The sequence below is a fragment of the Pseudomonas sp. GW821-FHT02H06 genome (assembly GCF_059421525.1).
The window spans coordinates 82,391-100,107 of the sequence record NZ_JBWKVD010000009.1 but is presented as its reverse complement, the minus strand read 5'-3'; the positions used below and the strand labels follow the sequence as shown (position 1 = coordinate 100,107).

The 17,717-nt window shown below is 56.4% G+C and carries 11 protein-coding genes and 2 pseudogenes; 5 read left to right on the top strand and 8 right to left on the bottom strand.

Going from position 1 to position 17,717, the window contains the following annotated elements; genetic code table 11:
* Positions 1-142 precede the first annotated feature (142 nt).
* Both AC07VF_RS16165 and AC07VF_RS16160 read right to left on the bottom strand, forming a co-directional pair.
* Positions 143-3,964 (bottom strand): sensor domain-containing protein, encoded by a 3,822-nt coding sequence (locus tag AC07VF_RS16165; RefSeq protein WP_495009285.1) that lies wholly within the window; start codon positions 3,962-3,964, stop codon positions 143-145.
* An 818-nt stretch (positions 3,965-4,782) separates the two neighbouring features.
* Positions 4,783-4,977 carry an antitoxin Xre/MbcA/ParS toxin-binding domain-containing protein gene (locus tag AC07VF_RS16160; protein WP_495031059.1) on the bottom strand — a complete coding sequence of 65 codons (195 nt, stop codon included), beginning with the start codon at positions 4,975-4,977 and terminating at the stop codon, positions 4,783-4,785.
* 903 nt (positions 4,978-5,880) lie between these two features.
* Here AC07VF_RS16160 and AC07VF_RS16155 point away from each other — a divergent pair.
* Positions 5,881-6,165 (top strand): helix-turn-helix domain-containing protein, encoded by a 285-nt coding sequence (locus tag AC07VF_RS16155; protein WP_346627930.1) that lies wholly within the window; start codon positions 5,881-5,883, stop codon positions 6,163-6,165.
* Between the two features lie 1,467 nt (positions 6,166-7,632).
* On the opposite strand, the gene AC07VF_RS16150 is transcribed toward AC07VF_RS16155, so the two are convergent.
* Positions 7,633-8,223: a TetR/AcrR family transcriptional regulator gene (locus AC07VF_RS16150; RefSeq protein ID WP_495009275.1), complete on the bottom strand. Its 591-nt coding sequence runs from the start codon at positions 8,221-8,223 to the stop codon at positions 7,633-7,635.
* Positions 8,224-8,296: 73 nt separating this feature from the next.
* Between AC07VF_RS16150 and bdcA the strand changes: the two genes are divergently transcribed.
* Together bdcA and AC07VF_RS16140 are read left to right on the top strand one after the other, a co-directional pair.
* Positions 8,297-9,010: an SDR family oxidoreductase gene (gene bdcA / locus AC07VF_RS16145; RefSeq protein WP_346627931.1), complete on the top strand. Its 714-nt coding sequence runs from the start codon at positions 8,297-8,299 to the stop codon at positions 9,008-9,010.
* A 77-nt stretch (positions 9,011-9,087) separates the two neighbouring features.
* A complete protein-coding gene (locus tag AC07VF_RS16140; RefSeq protein ID WP_346627932.1) occupies positions 9,088-9,747 on the top strand; it encodes an NADPH-dependent F420 reductase in 660 nt (219 codons plus the stop codon).
* Positions 9,748-9,888: 141 nt separating this feature from the next.
* Here the strand turns inward: AC07VF_RS16140 and AC07VF_RS16135 are convergent, their stop codons facing one another.
* From AC07VF_RS16135 to AC07VF_RS16125, 3 genes and pseudogenes are all read right to left on the bottom strand, one after another.
* A complete protein-coding gene (locus AC07VF_RS16135; RefSeq protein WP_187292090.1) occupies positions 9,889-10,056 on the bottom strand; it encodes a hypothetical protein in 168 nt (55 codons plus the stop codon).
* Between the two features lie 358 nt (positions 10,057-10,414).
* Positions 10,415-10,657: a type II toxin-antitoxin system ParD family antitoxin gene (locus tag AC07VF_RS16130; RefSeq protein ID WP_346627933.1), complete on the bottom strand. Its 243-nt coding sequence runs from the start codon at positions 10,655-10,657 to the stop codon at positions 10,415-10,417.
* 987 nt (positions 10,658-11,644) lie between these two features.
* Positions 11,645-12,538: pseudogene (locus tag AC07VF_RS16125) on the bottom strand (LysR family transcriptional regulator).
* A 94-nt stretch (positions 12,539-12,632) separates the two neighbouring features.
* Here AC07VF_RS16125 and AC07VF_RS16120 point away from each other — a divergent pair.
* Positions 12,633-13,799 (top strand): MFS transporter, encoded by a 1,167-nt coding sequence (locus AC07VF_RS16120; RefSeq protein WP_346627935.1) that lies wholly within the window; start codon positions 12,633-12,635, stop codon positions 13,797-13,799.
* Between the two features lie 532 nt (positions 13,800-14,331).
* The gene (locus AC07VF_RS16115; RefSeq protein ID WP_346627936.1) at positions 14,332-14,691 is read left to right on the top strand and encodes a response regulator; all 360 of its coding nucleotides are present in this window, start codon (positions 14,332-14,334) and stop codon (positions 14,689-14,691) included.
* 39 nt (positions 14,692-14,730) lie between these two features.
* Here the strand turns inward: AC07VF_RS16115 and AC07VF_RS16110 are convergent.
* Both AC07VF_RS16110 and AC07VF_RS16105 read right to left on the bottom strand, forming a co-directional pair.
* Positions 14,731-16,182: pseudogene (locus AC07VF_RS16110) on the bottom strand (GAF domain-containing hybrid sensor histidine kinase/response regulator); the annotation flags it as partial.
* A 326-nt stretch (positions 16,183-16,508) separates the two neighbouring features.
* Positions 16,509-17,708, bottom strand: coding sequence for a sensor histidine kinase (locus AC07VF_RS16105; protein WP_346627937.1), 1,200 nt, complete (start codon positions 17,706-17,708; stop codon positions 16,509-16,511).
* Positions 17,709-17,717: the final 9 nt, after the last annotated feature.

Genomic DNA, 17,717 nt, shown 5'->3' with positions numbered 1-17,717 from the left:
GGAGCATTCTAACCCATCAGGTTTTATCTGGCATATGAAAGCGGGTCATGTGCGTGATGAGCGCTGTGCAAGGCTAGCCTCAAGCCGCAAGCTGAATGCGCCGGGGCTTTGCTTGTAGCTTGCTGCTTGAAGCTTGCCGCTGCTAATCAAGCATAAACAGCGCGTCGTTGCTGAACTGAGCCTCGAACCGCGTCGCCGGCATGGGGCGGCCGAACAGGTAGCCCTGAACTTCGTCGCAGCCATGTTCACGAAGAAACTCCAGCTGCTCGTGGGTTTCCACGCCCTCGGCAATCACCGACAGATTGAGGCTATGGGCCATGGCGATGATTGCCCGGGCGATTTGCGCGTCCTGTTCGCCGGACGGCAGGCCATCGACGAACGTGCGGTCGATCTTCAACACGTCGATGGGGAACTGCTTCAGGTAATTCAGCGACGAGTAGCCGGTGCCGAAGTCATCGACTGCGATGCTCAGGCCCAGCCGCTTGAGCCCGGCCAGAATCTGCATGGCTTCGCTCACCTCACGCATCAGGATGCTCTCGGTCAGTTCCAGCTCGAGGCAGGCGGGCGGCAGGCCGATTTCCTGCAGAATACCGGCGATGCGCGTGCCCAACTGGCCGTCCGAAAACTGCCGTGCAGAAATGTTGACCGACACCTTCGGCACGCGGACCCGCGCCAGATGCCACTCGCGCAACTGGCGGCACGCCTCCTTGAGCACCCACTCGCCGACTTCGACCACCAGCCCGAGCTCCTCGAGCACCGGGATGAATTCCACCGGCGGCACCAGGCCGCGACGCGGGTGACGCCATCGCAGCAAGGCCTCGGCGCCGGTCAGACGTTTGCCGTCGCCACTGAACTGCGGTTGGTAATACAGCGTGAACTCGCCCTGCTCCAGGGCATGGCGCAGGTCACTTTCCAGCTCCAGACGCTCAAGGGCGGTGGCGTTCATGTCGGCCTGATAAAACTGGAAGTTGTTCTTGCCGCGTTCCTTGGCGTGGTACATCGCCGTGTCGGCGTTCTTCATCAACTGGCTGAGTTCGTTACCATCCTGCGGGCTCAGCGCGATGCCGATACTGGCCGTGACGAAGAACTCGCGGCCCTCCAGCACGAAGGGTTTCACCAGGCTGGCAAGAATCTGTTCGGCCACATGAATCGCCCGGTTCAGCGCGGCCTGTTGGGTGGGGCGAGGTTGCAGCAGCAGGGTGAATTCGTCGCCGCCCATGCGCGCAACAGTGTCGTCTTCGTCAACGCATCCAAGCAGGCGCAAGGCCATTTCCTTGAGCATGCGGTCGCCGGCGGCGTGGCCCAACGAATCGTTGATCGGCTTGAAGCGATCGAGGTCGAGGAACATCAACACCACCCACGTGTGTTGACGCTCGGCATGTTGCAGCGCGCTGTGCAAACGGTCCTGAAATAGCGTGCGGTTGGGTAGATGCGTCAGTGCGTCGTAATAAGCCAGCCGATGGATGCGCTGCTCGCTCGCCTTGCGCTCGCTGATGTCGCTGAAGAAGCACACGTAGCTGGCCAAGTCGCCTTCATCGTCGAGCACGGCGGTAATCCCGACCCATGCCGGGTAGTGCTCGCCGTCGCGACGCTTGAGCCACAATTCACCCTCCCAACTGCCGCGCTGGCTCAGCTGTTTGAGGATGTAACCCAGGTGCGCTGCCTGCTGATTTTCGACGGTCAGCATCATCGGCAGTTGATCCAGCACCTGCGACATGGCGTAGCCACTGACCCGCGTAAAGGCGTCGTTGGCCTGCACGATATAACCCGCAGGGTCAGTGATCAGAATGGCCGACGTCGAGTGTTCGAATACCGTGGCCGCCATGCGCAGGTCTTTTTCGGCGCGCCGCTGCTGACTGACATCACGTGCTACGCCCAGAACGCCTTCAAAAGTTCCGGATTCATCCCACACCAGAACCAGACGCAGCTCCACAGGAATCTTGCGGCCATCCGCGCGCAGGCAATCGAACAGGAACAATTGCGTAGGGATCTCGCTGCGCAGGTCCGCCAGCGCGTCGGGCTTTTTCAGCGCTTTACTGATCCGCTGCAGCAGCGCATAAAAGCCGGTGAGCTGCTGCGGGTTGGCGATGATCGCCTTCCAGCCATTCTGCAGAATCCACTCGGCGCTGTAACCCAGCACCGTATTGACCGAGGGGCTGATGTAGTTGGCTAGCAAAAGGCGATCGGTCGAGAAAATGACGTCGCTGATGCTCTCTGCCAGCATCCGGTAACGCTGCTCGCTTTCGCGCAGGGACTGGCTGGCGTCCACTTGATCGGTGATGTCCTTGGCGACGCCGACAATGCGTCGGATCTGACCGTCACTGTCCGCCGCCAGCGCCTGTTCACGGATCTCGAAACGACGCCAGTCGCCGCGTCGGGTGCGGAACCGCAGCTGGCACTGGATCAGGTCGCTGCGGCCATGCTCGGTGCGTACAAGGCGCAACTGCTCATACGCACCGATATCGTCCGGGTGCAGCAGCGTTTCCCAGAAAAGCTCGCCCATCTCATCCAGCTCGGCCGCCTCATAGCCCAGGGCGAGGCCCAGGTTATGGTTGCTGTAAATGATCCGCCGCGTCACCGCATCCAGAACGCAAAGATAATCCGGGACGGTACGCACGACATCCGACCAGAACTGCTCCCGCTCCTGCAGCGACAGCTCGGCCTGCTTGCGGTTGGTGAAATCGCTGATGCTGAGAATGACGGCATTCAAGTCTTCGAGCTGCTCGGGCAGGCGCATGACCAGCCACACGTGTTGGTCACCGCCCTGCGCACCAGGGAGCAGAATTTCGAGCTCAAGCTGACGTTGCCCGTCGAGGACGGCCTGGAGTATCTGCAGACCGATGCCGTTTCGGGCGCGAGGGCAGCCTTCGATCAGTTGCTGCCAGACATGCTGTGCCGATTCTGCGCGCAACAGTTGAGCGGCGACCTGATTGACCTCGGTGATGCGCAACTGCTGAAGCAGGCCGCTGATTTGCTCGGGCTGGCTGATCAGGCGCGCGTTCAGTTCTTCGCCGCTGTTCACTTGCAGGTGCCTGAGATGAGCCGGCAGACCGGAGAGGTCCAGTACGCATAGCGCAACGCCGGTGCCTTCAAATATGTCTTTGTAGCGGCGACGGCTTTGATGCAACTGAAGTTGGCGGCGGCGCAGGCTGCGCAGCGCAAACAACGGAATGATGGAACAGAACAGGGCGAGCAGGCATTTCCCGATCAGCGGGAAGAGCAGGGTCTGGCGGGCTTTCTGCGGGTCGAACAAGCCGCGCAGTTGCCAGTCGCTGTGGGCCAGGGGTTGCAGCAGCACTGTCTGCAATTGACGCTCGGTGGACTGATCGGCATCAAGCAGGTTTTTGTAGAGGGGGCGGCGGTTGCTGATGTCTTCCAAGAGCCAGACGGGCTGGTAATCCAGATCGCTCTGGCGGGTCAGTGATTTCAGTAGTTCAGGCCTAAGCCGCAGCGCCCAGTAGCGTTCATTGCCGGCGCCGGGCTGACGGATGAACAGATAGAACGTCGCTGCCCCCGGGTCGTTGGCATAAAAGTGTGGGTGACCCTGAATGACCGAATGCATCTGGGTCAAAAAGCCTACGTCACGGGTCTCGCCATCGCTGTCGGCGGTGACATTCCCATCGCTGTCGAGCCAGACCAGGCTTTTCACTGCTGGCAGGGACTGACGCAGACTCGCCAGCACTGCCGCTGATTCGTCTGCGGATTGCGAAGGGTCGCGTGCTCCGTCCAGCACATTCAGCGCGACCTGCGCGTTGAGGGCCATGTTCAGGCTCAACCGGTCGGCGAGCTGCACGCTGTAGTCGATGCTGCGCTTGTGCTGACGTTCCTGAGACTGCTGGAACTGTTCGATCATCTGCCATAACAACAGCATCAACATCATCAGCACCAGGACCGCGAGCGCACCTCTGAGCACGCCTCGCAAAGGCACGGTCGTTGCGCTATCGGATGGGCGCAGGGGTGAGATGGGTGTTGGTTTGAGCAAACTGTGATCCTGACTACTGGACTGAATCAACATGTGCGAAACGCACTATAAGCCCGGTGCGCAAAAGGCGGCTAGCATGCCACCGAGCTGTGGCTAAGTGCCAGCGCTAATGGGCCGGACGGTTTGCCCTGTTGCGTGCATTCGGGTAGCTTTGCGCCACGCGCGACGCGCCGGTTTCTGCACCGCATGCTTGCACGATTCAAAAGGCCTGCAAGCATTGCTCCAGCTTTAATACCGGCCCTCGGAAGTTTGTCCCTGCCGCGCCGGTCTGGCTCTGATCAATTCAAGGCCCGGAATCGCGCTACGGCAAGTTGCGGTGCGAAGATAAACGCATTTTTTCCGACGCAGCACCAAGCTCGCGCCTTTATTCACAGTCTCACTCCAGGTTTTCATTCCATGGCTCAATAACGGTATCTGCCCTATTAATTTTTAGTCATGTTTTGCAATCTGCAGTTGAGGCCTGATGGTTACTGGGTTTCCAGCCTGTCCAGTCTAATTTTTTCCCTCGCTCCTGTGGTCGCGTAGAGCTTTTTGTTAGCTTTTGCAGATTTCAGGTCAAATTTGGGCATCGAAACTTAACTTTTTGAAGAATTCCCAAGTTGCTCGGGACCGTGAGTGGACCAAACCCCGGTTAGCTTGTCACGAGACGTAGTAATCCCACTCTCCGCTGAAATACAAGCGCTGGTAAAAAGCAGTGTTTTTCGCCGCCTTCAACTCAGCGACTGCCCAATCCGTATCAGGCATACAGCCGCGTCTTTCAAAAAAGTGGAATGGGTTACTTGATTGTCTTTCGGCTGCATCTACACGTATACCCCGTGTTGAATCTGCGTGAGGTAACGCTCAACCGTAATGAACCCAACTGACGTTTCGATGAGCTCAACTGGAGTGAGTCCCGATAAATGCCTAGATGATCGGCACAGCCAGTCTTCCGCCATCGCTTGTGTACCTAAAACCGCAATCGCGTGCTCTAGCGTCTTGGCGAACTGGAATGCCATTGCGCTTTGTTGGGCATTGAGCCGATCCATTCCTAGGCCAGAATTTAGCAGCTGATTGACCTTCCGCTGAGACTTCCCTGTTATCAGCCCGATTACATTCCGCTTCGTGTACAGGGTTGAACTGGAAAGCATCATCTGTACGTCCTGCAGCGCAAACCCCTGCAAGACGAGTATCACGAGGTCCAGGCCTCCAAGGTCCTGAAGAGGGCGCTTTGTCAGCGTCTCTGTCGGTCCCCGAGCCTGGCTAGGTCTGGGATTAGAGTCCGGTATTAGATCTTTCATCGCACATCAACGCCGGTTTAAACGGGGTAGCCTGCCACAGGATCTAGCCGATGCGGCTTATATACTGATGGCGAGCAACGCTATCGGGAATTCTTAAGATCGGTTGCGGCGTCGAAGATCACCTGTATCAAGGTGGCATTCTCTAAAACCCCCGATCCAGAAAGGCTATAGCAGTTCCCCCCATCGACCTCGAATGCCTCGCATGGTCCGCCTAGGCTGGGGGATTCGAGGACAGATATTTTTTTAACGGGCTCCATAAGCCAGCGATCAGTACCGTTCACGTGTGCAGGGGTAACAATTTGGACCCCCTCAACCCTCATCCGAGGGGTTTCACGACGCACTAGCGAAACGACGTCCCGTGCATGTTGAATCATAAGCATGTACGTATCCGACTCGGTCGCGCCTACCCGAACTACGCTTAGGTAAAACCACGGATACATGAGTTCCTGCTCAACGTATGGCCAGATCTGCGTGTCGCCATATCGAGGATAGCCGAGGTCGGGTAACTGAATCTCAGAGCTTCGGTAGGTAGTGAACATAAGCCCCTCCAAAATGAACACTATAGATTGTAGCTCTATAGGACTCAAGAAGGCTTGATCGTTCCTTTTGTGAGCCTGAAAATTGGAACTGAACATCGCGTTTGGGCAGGTCCTTCGGGACATCCGCAAGCAAAGGGGCCTCACCCAAGAAGACTTCTCAGAAGTTAGTAGCAGGACGTATCTGAGCACGCTGGAACGTGGGTTGAAGTGCCCGACCATTGACAAGGTAACGCAGCTGGCTGAGGTACTTAGCGTCCACCCTGCCACGCTCATCACGGCAGCATTCCTAGTCCAAGAACGTGCGGTCGCGCGTAAGGCGCTGCTCCAACAAATCGACATGGAGCTGGAGAAACTCGGCATGCTTTAGCAGTGGACACAGCAATTCGTCAGACGCGTGTCGGCGTTGATTGAGCATTGACCCACCCTGTGGGTTGAATGACCCAAGGCTGCTTGCCGATTTTGAACTTGGCGATCATGCATAAGGCTGCAAGCAAAGTTCTGATCCTGAGCTCAGCAAAGCCGGCGGCATGAGATCAAAACGGGTCGTCCTCCTTATCCTCGATAGCCACCTAGGCCCACTCGCCTGAATCTTGGTGCTGGCCACCATAATGCGTTTTTGCAAGCGGTACGATTCGTTCCCCCTCTCAACTATCTATCAGTATGGCCCTACTGCTGGCATCATCCATGGACTGATCAGCGAGCACCTTGCTACCGGCGAAGACCTGTAGGTTGACCAGCACGCGATTGTGATCACTTCGGGATGCCAGGAAGCAGTCCTTTTCTGCCCTTATCCATTGTAAAACGACTGCTTTGGGTCGATAGCTGCCACTCAGTGAAGGTGGAAAAGCCTCAAGATCAAGCGTGAGGCTTTATCACCGTCGGCCTCATGTAGAACGTGTAATCCGGCCTGATAGGTGAGTTTGTGTAGATTGAAGTGGTTGTAAAACGCTTGGCCCAGTCGCTGATGCTCGAAGCTTCCTTGACTCCAAAGCCGAACGAACTCCTCATGAGCGGCGCGTTCGATCTGCAACGAGGAATCATGTCCCATGTCAGGTTCCTATCATTAGAGAGACTCAAGCGTACTAGCTGCCTATCAGCCCTTCCAGCTCGGCCTTTCCAATCAGAAAGTCAGTTATCGGCCAAATGCGGTCAATCGACAGACCAGAACAACTCCAGCCTTGAATAGTCATTTCGTGTTCTGCTTGCCATTTCGAATGTAGCAGTCATGTCGTAGTCACCGGCCTCCACAACAAGCTCAACCAAGTCGTGCTGTAGGTCTTCCTCCAAATAATCGATCAAATTACAGGCAGCTAGGACAGTGCAGTCTGTCGGTGCGTCCTTAGTGTAACCTCCAAGAGCACGCTGAAAAAACTAGCCAAGTCGTTCGCTGCCTGTTCAGTTATTTCGGAATACTTATTCAGACCAACGTTGTACAAAGCATTCCGCATGTCCCCCTTCAGGCAGCAATGCGCTCGCTTGTAGGGATATTGGTAGCTGAACAACAAACCTCCTTCAGGATAAACGAGGTGAGATGAGATGAGTCCGCCGACTCCTCAAGGAAGGCTACCATCCGATGTGAGAGCATTTTTTCTACCTTGAAACTTTGACTGTCCGGATTGCTGAGTGCACATAAGCACGGCTTGAGGAGCAGGATACACTGCCGGCCAGAATGGACGGTGGCGAGAGACAGCAAGTGGCCGACAGCAGTCGCTTGCCGATGTCCGCTTTTGGCCGATAGCAGCCGCTTTGGACCGTCGGCTACTGGCTGCAAGGCAGATATTGGTGTCGCTGGCCACCCATGTAGCGAATGCTGAACACAGCATCCTGGTTATGCTCAGACCGGAATAACTTGTGCGAGCGCAACGCCGGCAAGTTGTGCAGTGGCCAATAGTCGATCCAAGCTTTGGCCGTGACGTGCGCTGGCCGACAGGCCCGCCATCGTAGTGCTGACGAAGTCTGCCAGCCGGTCAGCCTCTTGTGGGTAGCGTTCGGCGATAGTGTTTCTAATCACATCTTGCGCAGCGATATGGAAGCCGCAAGCGGCCCCCCGCGCCTCCATGTCGTTGCATCGAGTGCCTTCAAGCACCATACAGCCAGTGGCTGAATGATCAGCGGCGTAAGCACGCGCGGCTTGCTCCAATATTTGAGCGAGCGAGACAGCCAACGGCCGCTCTGCCCCAAGTATCTCCAATAATGGGACGGCGCCCGTGAGGGCGTACCGATCCAGCACACGCTTGTATAACTTGGCTTTACTGCCGAATGCCGCATAAAAACTCGGTGGGTTTATACCCAGCGCATGCGTGAGGTCAGCAACGCTTACGTCATCGTAGCCCTTGGCATGAAACAGCTGCTGAGCCGTGGCGACCGCATGGTCTGGGTCGAACTGTCGAGGGCGTCCACGTGCTGGCTTATCTGTAGTCACCATTACAAAATCCTTTGACAGTGTGCTGATCGATAATTGTATCATGCGCTACACTAATCAAGGGGGAGGTACGTTCATGTCGAATTTTAAGAACAAGTCGGTGCTGGTGCTTGGTGGCAGCCGTGGAATTGGCGCGGCGATAGTCAGGCGGTTTGCAGCTGATGGGGCCAACGTTGCTTTTACGTACTCGGGTTCGCCGGAAGCGGCACGTTCTCTGGCTACCGAAACCGGCGGCAGAGCCTACTCAACCGACAGTGCCGACCGTGATGCGGTCATTGCTCGTGTCCGCGACAGCGGCCCGTTGGACGTACTAATAGTAAATTCAGGCATCGCCATCTTCGGCGACGCGCTAGAGCAGGATCCGGACGCGGTTGATCGTCTGTTTCGCATAAATGTGCAAGCGCCTTACCACGCCTCCGTGGAGGCGGCGCGACAAATGCCTCAAGGCGGTCGGATTATCGTGATCGGTTCAGTGAACGGTGACCGCATGCCCATCCCCGGCATGGCATCTTACGCTTTGAGTAAATCCGCGCTTCAAGGAATGGCACGGGGGTTGTCCCGTGATTTCGGCCCGCGTGGAATCACGATCAACATTGTGCAACCAGGGCCAATTGATACTGAAGCTAATCCAGCGGACGGCCCGATGAAAGAGCTCATGCACAGCTTCATGGCGATCAAGAGGCATGGTCGTTCTGAAGAGGTAGCGGGACTGGTCGCCTGGTTAGCCGGTCCGGAAGCAAGCTTCGTCACCGGAGCAATGCACACCATTGATGGTGCGTTCGGCGCTTGAAATACAGCCGGGCAGGTTTTTCCACTGCCCGGCCCACGCTCAGGGCAGTGATTAAAGCAGACCTCAGGTGAGAATTAATGACTACCATCGGGATTATTGGGGCAGGCGAAGTCGGCAGCCAGATTGCCCGAGCGGCCGTTGCGTGCGGCTATAACATCGTTATCGCCAACTCGCGCCACCCGGACACGCTAACCGAACTGGTAGCCGAATTGGGCCCGCGGGCGCGCCCGAAAACTGCAGCGGGGACCGCGATGGCAGGCGACGTAATTGTTATTGCAGTCCCGCTGAAAAGGATCAACGACATACCGATAGAAGGGCTCGCGGGTAAGATAGTGCTGGATACCAACAATTATATGGCGTGGCGGGACGGCGCATTCGACCTCGTAGATGGCGGTCAGAAAACTATTCACGAGATTCGTCAAGAACACCTTCCGAAAGCGAAAGTCGTCAAGGCATTTACGCACATCCAGGCTCCACGAATCACCACACGGGGCAGGCCGGCCGGGTCACCAGATAGGTTAGCTCTTGTGGCTTCTAGCAACTTTCAGGAGGCGATTGAATTTGCGACACGACTCTATGACGATTTTGGGTTCGACACGGTCAATAACAGTCCGCTTCTCGAGTCTTGGCGCAGCGCTCCGGGCCAACCCGCATGGAAGCAGGAGCGGCAGACTGCGGCTGAGCTGAAAGTCAATTTACTACGCGCCAAACGTCCGAACCCGCCAGCGAGGGGGTAGGCAACCGGTGCGGTCATGGCGGTCTTAGATGACCGCTTTGAAGGGGAGGTCAACTTTTTAGAAGCGGAACCTCGCCACAATACTGACCTATTGAGGGGGTTCAGATGGTCCAGATAAATGGGACACTCGCGCCGCGGTTGCCTAAGCTTTGCCGCTCATAGACTTGCCAGCAAACGCGGTCGTCTCAACGGCACCGAACGCCTCAACTGCAGCTTCCTTGAAGAAACTATTGTAGCCGGGCGATTGCTGGATTTTTTTTAGCTTTGCACGAGCCGCCGACTTTACGTTTTCACTTTCTTTCGTAGCCATGCCCATTACCCAGGGTCGCTCCACTTGTGCTTAGGTTAACCTTCGCGGCCGGCATGTCAACGTGTTAGGGCGTTAGTGATACCGAGTCCCGACTTTGCGCCAGCAGCTCACTCTGGGCTTTGTACGTAAAGTATCGGCTTGATCGCTGTGTGCTGGCCAATCGACGAGATACTCATCGCATCAGTAGAAATAAGGTTCATGCTTTCGAGGTCGTCGGAATGAAGTCCCAGTTACCATCCTGCGGTCCTGACATTTTAGAGGGGTCTGCGCAACTCCAGTCATTGCGACAGATTCGCTCTCGGCTGACGACTGAGGCTCACGCTACGCTCACTGATGCCCTACCAACATCAATACGCCATCAATTCGTATCTGACATGTATTGGTTGAATGCGTCCGGGTCGAATCGGATAGGTTCGCCGCTTTCCTCGCCGGCTATCAGTGCAGAACGGATAGCCTCGGTAATATCAGATCGCTCCTGATCACGGTGGATGAGCGCGCGGATGCATTCGCTGTAGCTCGCGTACCGGCCTGACTCGATCTGAGTCTTAATCCAGCGGTCTTGTGCATCTGATATGACGATGTTTTTGCGCACAGCAGCCATGCCATAGCCTCCTGGTGCGGTACTAAGATGCTAACCCAATCATACGAGTGGCGTCATTCGGCGATGTTCCCTCTTTGATGCCGTGCTCAAAAGCTGCGCCATCACTATCCGTGCGCGACGCTCTCGCTTTTCGAACGATCAATTTTGGCCGACAGCTGGCGGTGACGAAGGCGTGCTGAGCGCAATGTCTCGTGTTTTGAGGATAGCGGCATTACTCCCAAATAAGGATACGTTTTTGAGCGTATCAATGCGGCTGTCCCGAATGTATCGTCGGTTCTCTAGAGCGTACACGGAAGAGATCCGGCTACGGACAATGAGGGGGAGGATTGAAGAATGGAGCACCCGGTGGATGATTGTTGCAGGACGAGCGGTTTGCAGTGATTGCCTGGAAAGCCAAGCACTGGAAGATTGTGAGAGGCCGTTTTCTCATGCTCGGATATGCGCGGCCAAGGGAGAAAAATCCGAGTCTCCGTGGGTTGCGCTCCACGAGATCCTAGACTTCGCGCGAGGGTAAAGGTGCCAGTCAGGTTTGATAGGGCTGCTCGCCAGACAGGCTGTATGGCTTCGTGGAGGGGCCATGCTGGCGTAGGATGAGGCCTTTCCCATCAGTCCAGACCTTTTCCCTTATGACTCAATCCGTGCGGACAATCGTGAAGTGCCAAGATCTAGGTGATGGTAGCGGAGACGTAATCATCGATCTCCCACCTGATGTCCTTGCAGCAATAAACGTCGGTTTGGGTGATTCTTTGAGCATCGAATTGGTTAACGGGGCGATAGTGCTCAGACCGATTCTTGATGCGAATACCCAGTCCTGAGGCAGCTCACGGCCAAAAGCGGTCTTTCACGACGGCCGTTTAAGACGTGCGGACGACCCATCAATGCCAGAGCTCGAGATTGTTCCAGCAAGGCAAACCACCTATTGGATAGTGCCCCAAAAATTTTTGGGTCACTTCAACATCACGAGTACTCGGAAATGTCAGCTTTCGCTTACATCCGGTGATGTTCCAGTAAGAAGTCCACGAACAATCGCACCCGCACCGGCATTGCCGCCCCGCCGACGAACACCGCATGAATCGGTTCCTGGTCTCCAGGGTTCTAGGTTTCCAACAGCGGAATCAGGTCGCCGCGCTGCAGATCCCTGCTCACGCTGAACTCACCGATACGTGCAATGCCGGCACCTACTCGCGCGAGTTGTGCCAGCGCTTCACCACTGCTGCATTCGATGTTGCCGCTGACCTTTAGGGAAAACTCTTTTCCATCGCGGATGAACGGCCAGTTGGGTTCGGCACGCCGGAAGTTGAAGCGCAGGCAGTTGTGCTGTAGCAGGTCTTCCGGTTCTTGGGGGATGCCGTGGCACTGCAGATACTCGGGCGATGCCACCACTACCTGGCCGGTGTCGCCGATCCTGCGCGCGGTCAGCGGGCTGTCGGGCAGATGGCCAAAGCGGACCGCGACGTCGGCCTGTCCGCCGAGAATGTCGACCACTTCGTCGCCAAGGGTGAGGTCTACGACGATGTTCGGGTAACGGGCGCTGAATGCGGCGACCAAGGGAACGATGGCCAGCCGTCCATGGCCGAGGGCGGCACTGACCCGCAATCGCCCCCTGGGTACACCCTGGTCGGCGATGGCTTCTTCGACCTCGTCCATGTCGGCCAGGATACGCCGGGCGCCGCGCAGGAACGCTTCGCCCTCGGCAGTGAAGGTGATCGCTCGAGTGGTGCGCAACAGCAGGCGGGTGCCAAGACGTTGCTCGGTACGCGCGATTATCCGACTGACTGTCGAGGGTGTCAGGCCCAGTGCACGCGCTGCGGCCGACAGGCTGCCCTCCTGCGCCACGGTGGTGAACACACTCATTTCACCTGACCTGCCGTTAAAGTCCACTTGTGCGTCCTGCGCAAAGGTGATTGCCAAAAATGCTATCTACCGCCTGAAAAAACCGGATCGTAGCATTAGCGGCATAGATAAGGAGCTTTCCATGCGCATTAATCCACCACTTGTCGCGCTCGCCATCGGTGCCTTCGGTATTGGCGTAACAGAATTCGCCCCCATGGGTATGTTGCCGGGTATTGCTGCGGATCTGGGCGTTTCCATTCCCGCCGCCGGTTTGCTGGTCAGTGCTTATGCGCTGGGAGTATTGCTCGGCGCACCTCTGATGACCCTGACCACCGGCAAGATGCCCCGGCGCTATCTGCTGATCGGGCTCATGGCGATTTTCACCTTGGGTAATTTGATGTCAGCCCTGGCCACCGATTACTACAGCCTCATGGTCGCCAGGGTGGTGACCTCACTGAACCATGGTGCATTTTTTGGCGTTGGCTCCATCGTCGCCGCCAGCGTGGTCGCCCCGGAAAAACGTGCCGGGGCGGTTGCGGCGATGTTCATGGGCCTGACCCTGGCGACCATTGGCGGTGTACCGCTGGCCGCCTGGTTTGGTGAACTGTTCGGTTGGCGTACCGCTTTCTGGGGAATTACCGGCCTCGGGGTGGTGACCATGGCCGCGTTGTGGTTCGCCCTGCCTAACCTGAAGACGCCGCAAAGCGTCGGTGTAATGGCCGAAATCCGGGTACTGGGGCGTGGTCCGGTGCTGGGCGCGTTGGCCCTGACCATAGTGGGGTCTAGCGCAATGTTTACCGTCTTCACCTACATCGCGCCGATCCTCAGCAGCGAGACCAATGGTTCCACCACCTACATCACCGCCATGCTGGTGCTTTTTGGGGTGGGGTTGACGCTGGGCAACGTGTGGGGCGGCAAGTCCGCCGACCGCTCGATAGATCGCACCTTGATCGTCTCGCTAAGCGTTCTGATTCTCGTCTTACTGGCGTTCACCCTGCTGATGCGTTGGACGGTGCCGGCTGCTCTAGCCATCCTTGTATGGGGTATCGCTAGTTTTGCCCTAGTACCGCCGCTACAGATGCGCGTCATGGAAGCAGCGAAGGACGCGCCAAATCTTGCCTCTGCGGTGAACATTGGCGCCTTCAATTTTGGCAACGCGATTGGCGCAGCGCTGGGCGGAGCGGTGATCAACGCTGGTCTGGGTTATCCGGCGATTTCCCTGGCCGGAGCAGCGGTGGCTGCTCTGGGATTGCTGATGGTGTTGGCTTATGCCTGGCGTTCCAGAAGGATTGAAGCAGCAGTGGTGTGACAAAGATGAGGGGGAGTGGTTTGTTACCATCGATAACTGGGGGCAAGTGGTAGAATTGCTGCCCTTGGCGAGGGGAGACAAGCGGTCAATTTTAACCATTGCTGACCGGCAGCTTTGGGTCGATAGCTGCCGTTCCACACAGAGGGACGGGTCAACCCCGAGGCGCTGGATCAAAACTTCAGCCAAGCAGTGCTCATTTTCAACGGGTAAATACTGAACCTTGTTTATGCGTCTCCTTCCGAGATCTGCAAAACCTGTCTCATGCCTTGGTGGGTCAATTATTGGTGATAACGTATTTCTTGCCCTTATAAGCATCCTGAGTCGCAGGCCATACTATTGGATCAGGACATTGAATAATTGGGCGCGAGCACTGGTCCGGAAGGCCTGCGCACGCGGTAGAATTTAGTACTTCTGAACCCCGCTCATTGGACTGAACGCTTGAATGTAAGCTTGGCGTGTCCAATCAGTTACATGCACTCAAATGCTCAGACACCGCTCAGGCAGGTCTGATCGTCACGACAGGAATTACCTCATGAGCACCATCATTCTTGTCGAGGATGAGCAGGACATATTGACCATCATGGTCGAAATTCTGGAAATGGAAGGCCATAGGGTCAGAGCATTCTGCGAGGCAGATTCTGCCTGGAGTCACATTCAGCACAATGGTTTCGATGCAGATCTGCTGATCACTGACCTGAGAATGCCTGGCAGTATCGACGGGCTCGAGCTGGTCCAAAGGCTGCATGATTTGGTACCGCAGGTGCCTGTAGTCGTCGCCTCAGGTTTCCATGCTGCGGTAAACACGCTGGACTATGATCAGGTGCATTGGTTGAACAAGCCATTCACGTTGATTCAGCTGCAAGCGATTTGCCAAAGACTGACCGCACACTGATCAACTGGCTTTGCCCGGAGCCTCGGAAATTTCCTCCAGATAACGGGGCAGGTAGATACAGACTGTCGTGCCTTCACCTACGCTCGACCAGACTCGCACCTGACCACCTGATTGCTTGGCAAAGCCATAGACCATCGAAAGGCCAAGTCCGGTGCCCTGGCCGACGGGCTTGGTGGTAAAAAACGGCTCAAATATATGAGCCAGGGTTTCGGGCGGAATGCCCGACCCTGTGTCCTTGACATAAATGCACAAATACTGGCCTTCAGCGAGACCTTCACTTTGCGCTGCGGATTGATCTATCTGCTGGTTGGTCGTATTGAGCGTGATGCGACCGCCGTCCGGCATTGCATCCCGAGCGTTTATGCATAGATTTAAAAGTGCATTTTCAAGCTGGCTGGAATCGACATAAGCCTGCCACAGATTTGGATCGCCATGAGCATCGAGCTCGATGCCTTGCCCCATCAGACGCCGAGCGAAATCGACTATTTCGTGCATCAAGATGTTGACGTCGGTGGGCAGCGGCTCCAAGGTTTGACGACGTGAAAACGCAAGCAGTCGATGCGTTAGTGCAGCAGCGCGATCGGTGGATCTCTGTGCCATCGTGATGTACCTGTCGAGGTCCAACACTCGGCCCTGTGCCACACGCAATTTCAGCAAGCCCAGGGAGCCTGAGATACCCGTGAGCAAGTTACTGAAGTCGTGAGCGATACCTCCAGTCAACTGACCCACTGCTTCCATTTTTTGAGACTGGCGCAGCTTCTCTTCCAGCTCCATGAGCAGGACTGTACGGCTCACCTCCCGCTGCTCCAGAGCTTCGTTGAGCAGCCTCAGTTTCGCCTCGGTGTCACGGAGCGTATGGCAGGTGCGTTCGAGGTCCTGCTCGCGCGCGCGCAGCGCTTCTTCAGCAATGGTACGTTCGAGCAGGTCAGCTGCCTGTCGCGCCAGAATATCCAGCAGTTTCAGGTCCTGCTCGGAGGGATGATGCGCATCGCGCCAGTGAGTCGATATCATCCCTAACAACTGACCAGAGCGTGAGAGCAGTGGGGTGCTCTGCGCCGATCGTATCCCCGTTTTGCGAAAAGCCGACAAGTCTTCGGTCCCGGCGATTTCTGCCCATTCCTCGAAATCCGGAATGATGGCCCGCTTACCCAGCTTGAGCGCTTGAGTACAACTGCTATGAGCCGTTGGGCTGACCCACTGCCAGAAGTTGATCGCCTCTGGAGACAGTCCTAGCGAGCAAAGCAACTGAAGTTTGCCACCGTGGCCCGACGCGTGGCCCTCGGGGCAAAGCAGTTGCATTGTTCCGAATTGGGAGCCGGTGATGGACACTGCCGCGTCCACAATCTTGCCGTATAGTGCCTCCAGATGTTGTTCACCGATCAACTCGGTACTGATCGCGTGCAGTAACGCGATATCTGATGGTACATCTGTCGCGGTGACCGAAGAGGCGGGGTGAGCCTCCAGCTGACGGGGAGCAGATTGAGCGGGCATGACGACCTCTGCCGGAGCTGGAGTAGACGCGAAGTCTAGCATTTGCAGTACTTTCCGCGATAGCCGCCTTTGCCTTTGTACCTCAGCCCAAGAGTGGAATGGCTGCTTTGCCCATTGCCGTCTGCAGGTAAGGAGATGACCGTTCTCTGCCATCGTCTGACAGGGTGGGAGCACCCATGCGAGCAGGCTGCGCTCGATAATTACATTGATTTGTTTGCTGAAGAATTACCGACTAAACCATCACGCGATTTTTTGAAAATCATGAACCATTGTTTGATGTTTCGGCATAGAAAAGTCTGAGGCAACCTAGTAGGACCTTGGAATACTCAAGCAGAGAATTCCAGAGTAAAGCGTGAACCAGGAAGAGCATTCTCCCATTGAGGTTCACCTCCCAGCTGTCTGCTCAAGCGAGAAATGAGTTTCATGCCTAGGCTAGCGGGTTTCCTCTGCTGCCAATCCTCAGGTAACCCCGGGCCACGATCGCGTACTTCCAATCGTAGACGGTCGCCGTTGGGCTTGATGCTGATGCTTACATCGCCTGGTTTCTGTGGAGAGGCATATTTCACTGCATTGGTGACCAGCTCGTTCACCAGCAGGCCTAGAGGAATCGCGTCATCTGTGGGAATCATTACAGGAGGAGCGTCGTACGTCAGGATTTTGGTCGACGCGGAGCTGCTGAATTTCTCGCAGAGTTCCCTCAGAAAATCCTCCAGGTTCAGGCTTCGCACTTCGCCCGTTTGCCACAAACGGTCATGCAGTTGCGCAATGGTCAATACCCGCGTTTCTGCATCGCCGAGTGCCTGCCGAAGTTCTGAGGATGATGAGCTGTTGCTCTGCACGCGCAGCAACCCCGCCACAATCGTCAAGCTGTTCTTGACCCTATGGCTGACCTCCTGCGTCAACACATGCTGGTATTCAAGGGCTTGCCGTAAGTGCTCTTCGTTAGCCCGCAGTGCGTCTTCATAGCGCTGACGTTGCAACGCAACGCCCAGGAGATTTGCAAAGGCCTGCATAAATGCCAGGTCAGCTTCGGTGAATCGGCCATCGAGCGGACTGTCCACTTCGAGTACGCCATAGGGCTCTTCCGCGACTAGTAAAACCACGTTGATCGCCCGCTTCACGTTGTGGTCAGCCAGGATTCGTGGTGTGCGAAAACGCGCTTCTGCCTGCAGGTGGTTGGAAATGACCGCTCGTCTTGTCTGAAAAGCGAAACCCGCCGGGCTTTCCAGATCGGCTCCTGCTCGTGCATGCCCTACGTATCCAGGTTTCCAGCCCACACCGGCGATCATAAGAAAGTCCCCCTCTTGCGGCTGAAACGCCATGACCTTGCAAAGCAGGGTGGACATGCCCTCTGCACACAGACGGGTAGCCTCCTGAAGCAATAACTGTGCATCGTGGGTTTTTAAGGCGAGCAGTCCAAAATCTGCCGTCAGCTGCTGTTGACGGAGTCGGTAAGCCAGCTCTTCGGCGTTGGCTGCTCCTTGCTCTGGGGGGACGGGCGCAGCATTGTAATGATCAGCGGACATCAATGACCT